The sequence below is a fragment of the Rubritalea sp. genome, from assembly GCF_039830215.1.
In the GTDB taxonomy this organism is placed as follows: Bacteria; Verrucomicrobiota; Verrucomicrobiia; order Verrucomicrobiales; family Akkermansiaceae; genus Rubritalea.
The window spans coordinates 1-3,390 of the sequence record NZ_JBDOPO010000211.1 but is presented as its reverse complement, the minus strand read 5'-3'; the positions used below and the strand labels follow the sequence as shown (position 1 = coordinate 3,390).

Sequence of the window (3,390 nt, the reverse complement as noted above, 5' to 3'; positions counted from 1 at the left end):
CTCAGCCCCCTTGAATTAGAGGAACGACGTAAGCAGGCTGTGAAGCTCAGAGAAAGAGGAATGAAGTATAGCGATATTTCAGAAATAGTAGGAGTGAATCGTAATAAGGTCTCTGAATGGTATAAATTGTGGCTCTCCGGTGGATCTAAAGCTCTCAAGGTTAAATCACGAGGAAAACCTAAGGGCTCAGGATGCACATTGGACCCTGATCAGCAGAATAGAGTTCGCTGCTGCTTGATTACCTGCACGCCAGACCAACTTCAGTTCAATTTTGCGCTATGGACGCGAGCTGCTGTTAGGCAGCTAATAGCTCACTTATTCAAGATCGACATGCCGATACGTACAGTTGGTCACTATCTCAAGCAATGGGGGTTTACGCCTCAGAAACCAGTAAAGCGCTCCTATGAACGTTGCTCAAAGCGTGTCCAAAAATGGCTCAACGAAGAGTACCCTGAAATAGAGAGGAAAGCGCACGAAGAAGGAGCTGAGATACACTGGGGCGATGAAACCGGAGTGTGCAACCAAGATCAGGTGGGTAGAGGCTACGCCCCCAAAGGGAAGACTCCTGTTAGAGAGAGAAAGGGTAAAAAGGAGAGAGTGAATATGATCTCAACGGTAACAAAACTCGGGAAGATTCGCTTCATGTTCTACGAGGGATCAATGAACTATCAACAGCTCATAAAATTTATGCGTCGGCTGATCAAAGATACCAATAAGAAAGTGTATTTGATCTTAGACAATCTGAGGGTTCACCATGCTAAAAAAGTGAAGGAGTGGGCTAATCAGAAATCTGAAATCATAGAGTTACATTACCTCCCGAGCTACAGCCCAGATCTCAATCCTGACGAATATTTGAATAGAGACCTAAAGGCTGAATTATCAAGAAGACCATCAGGCAGAAAAGATGGGCATTTCAAATCCCAGGCGCAAACTGAAATGCGCAGACTTCAGAAATCACCGGCGAGAGTTAGAAAATACTTCCATGGATCCAGCATTAAATATGCTGCCTAAAACGTTGCCCCATTAATATGTGACTCAACTCAATTTAGTTACATCAAATTGCCACAATCTTGTGTATTGGTAAAAAGGCCAGTTAATGGAGCTTAGTTTAGCGTGTTATTGACCCTAGGTAAATCCTCTGTGTAGTTTGACCTCATGAGCAAAGCACAAGAGATTATCCTAGGGAAAGGTTTAGCTGATTTACCATTTGGGGCAACACGTGATGAGGTGAGCGCTATACTTGGTGACCCTGAAGAAGTGGATCAAATCGATCTTGGTGACGAAGAGTCAATCGCCTGGCACTACTGGGATCTTGGGATTTCGCTCAATTTTGATGAGAGCGAAAACTACCAACTTTGTACTATCGAGGTCGCTAGCCCTGAGGTCATTCTTTTTGGCAAGCAACTCATAGGTATGAGGCGCGATGAAGTGGTTTCTTTTCTTGATAAGCAAAACATTGGAACCGCAAAACCTGAAACGAGCCGTGGGGTAATGTACGAAAATGTGGAACTCTACCTCTGGTTCAATGGTGGTGAGCTCGCTGAAATCCAGTGGGGGCCAACTGAAGATGCTCTGAGGTAGAGTAGACGCTAGCCTTAGTGACCTTTTTCTGATTTTACCTGCGCATTGCCATGGGTGGTTCGTCTAGGATGTCGAATCGCTCATGCGACTGTGTAGAGGCTAAAGAGTTGATGGTCCTCCTAAAACTCAATTATGGGCTGTCAATTTTTACTGAAAGGCCCTTTTTGAGAAAATTAAAAAGGCTTTAAAGTTATGCCTCCCTAGGTATTTTGAGGATTGTTTTAATAAATGTTCTTTCGAACACCTATTTTATGTTGACCGTGCAGAGGTTGGAGTCCAGTCTGTGTGCATCAAGACGACCCCGTTATTGCTGTGTCTGCACAACCCGAACTTATTACCCATATGTCTACTAAAGAATCCGCTGCTCAAGAAAAAGCCAACGAAAAGCTCAAAGAAGCACGCAAGAAGAATCTCGATTTAGCACTCACACACATTCAAAAAGAATTTGGTGAGACAGCAATCATGCGCTTAGGTGATGCGGGATGCATGGATGTTGATGTGATTCCAACAGGTAACCTTCTTATTGACCGCGCTCTCGGAGTTGGCGGCTTCCCAAAGGGGCGTATCATTGAAGTTTTTGGCCCCGAATCTTCTGGTAAAACGACGCTGACATTGACTGCTATTGCACAGGCGCAAAAGCAAGGTGGACTCGCTGCGTTTATCGATGTTGAGCACGCTCTTGACCCTCAGTATGCACGCCGACTTGGTGTGAATTTAGATGATCTTCTTATCTCTCAGCCATCTTCAGGTGAAGAGGCATTACAGATCTGTGAAACTTTAGTGCGTTCGAATGCTATCGACGTGATCGTGCTCGATTCCGTTGCGGCATTGGTGACCAAGCAAGAGCTTGCAGGAGAAATTGGAGACTCCACAGTGGGTGCGCAGGCTCGCCTAATGAGTGCAGCGATGAGAAAGCTCACGAGCTTCATTTCCAAAGCAAACACTGTGTGTATCTTTACCAACCAAATTCGTGAAAAAATTGGAGTGATGTTTGGTAGCCCTGAAACCACTCCTGGCGGAAGAGCCCTAAAGTTCTTTGCTTCCGTGCGTGTTGATATCCGACGTATTGGTCAGATCAAGTCGACTGATGGAAGTGTGCAAGGTAATCGTACTAAAATCAAAGTAGTTAAAAACAAGGTTGCACCACCATTCACGGAGGCTGAGTTCGATATTATGTACAATGAAGGTATTTCTTCAGTGGGTTCACTTCTCGATCTAGCTCTTGAGTATAACCTCATTCTCAAGCGTGGTTCATGGTTCTCATATAATGGAAACCAACTCGCTCAAGGACGTGATGCAGCAAAGACAGCTCTCAAGGAAAACGCAGAACTTTATACTGCAGTAGAAGATTTGGTGAAAGTAGAGCTAGCAAACCGTAAAGGGAAGTAAGCTCAAATACTAAGGGGGATAATTTTCCTATATGTTTAAAATGAAAGGGCCTAATCGACATTGTGTGGGGCAGGCCCTTTTTTTGTTCTTGGATTCAAACCGGAAGTGCACCGCTTAACTTGAACAACGGCCCAGATGCTGATTAGTATCAGCACTGGCTCCACCGTTCAAAACCGAGCCTGTGCCAAATGACCTATAAACATCTGTGCCGCGAAGAGCGGTATACCATATCTATCCTACGCCGCAAGGGCGAGTCCAACGCATCCATAGCTTCAACGATCGGACGTAACGTGTCAACGATCAGACGAGAGCTGAAGCGTAATGTGTGACCAAGTGGAGGCTACAACTACAACGTCGCTCAGAAACTCTCTGATAGAAGATCAAACTCGGCCTCATGCCGTGGATCTCGCATCTCTGAAG

General features: G+C 45.2%; 3 protein-coding genes. All 3 read left to right on the top strand.

The genetic code is table 11. The features are described from left to right. Positions 1–1,011: IS630 family transposase (locus tag ABGY95_RS07085; RefSeq protein ID WP_347440990.1), on the top strand; the 1,011-nt coding region annotated here is incomplete at its 5' end. Between the two features lie 144 nt (positions 1,012–1,155). Further along, entirely contained in the window at positions 1,156–1,581 is a 426-nt protein-coding gene (locus ABGY95_RS07080; protein ID WP_347440989.1) for a hypothetical protein, read from the top strand. Positions 1,582–1,923: 342 nt separating this feature from the next. Further along, positions 1,924–2,970 (top strand): recombinase RecA, encoded by a 1,047-nt coding sequence (recA, locus tag ABGY95_RS07075; RefSeq protein WP_347440988.1) that lies wholly within the window; start codon positions 1,924–1,926, stop codon positions 2,968–2,970. Positions 2,971–3,390 lie beyond the last annotated feature (420 nt).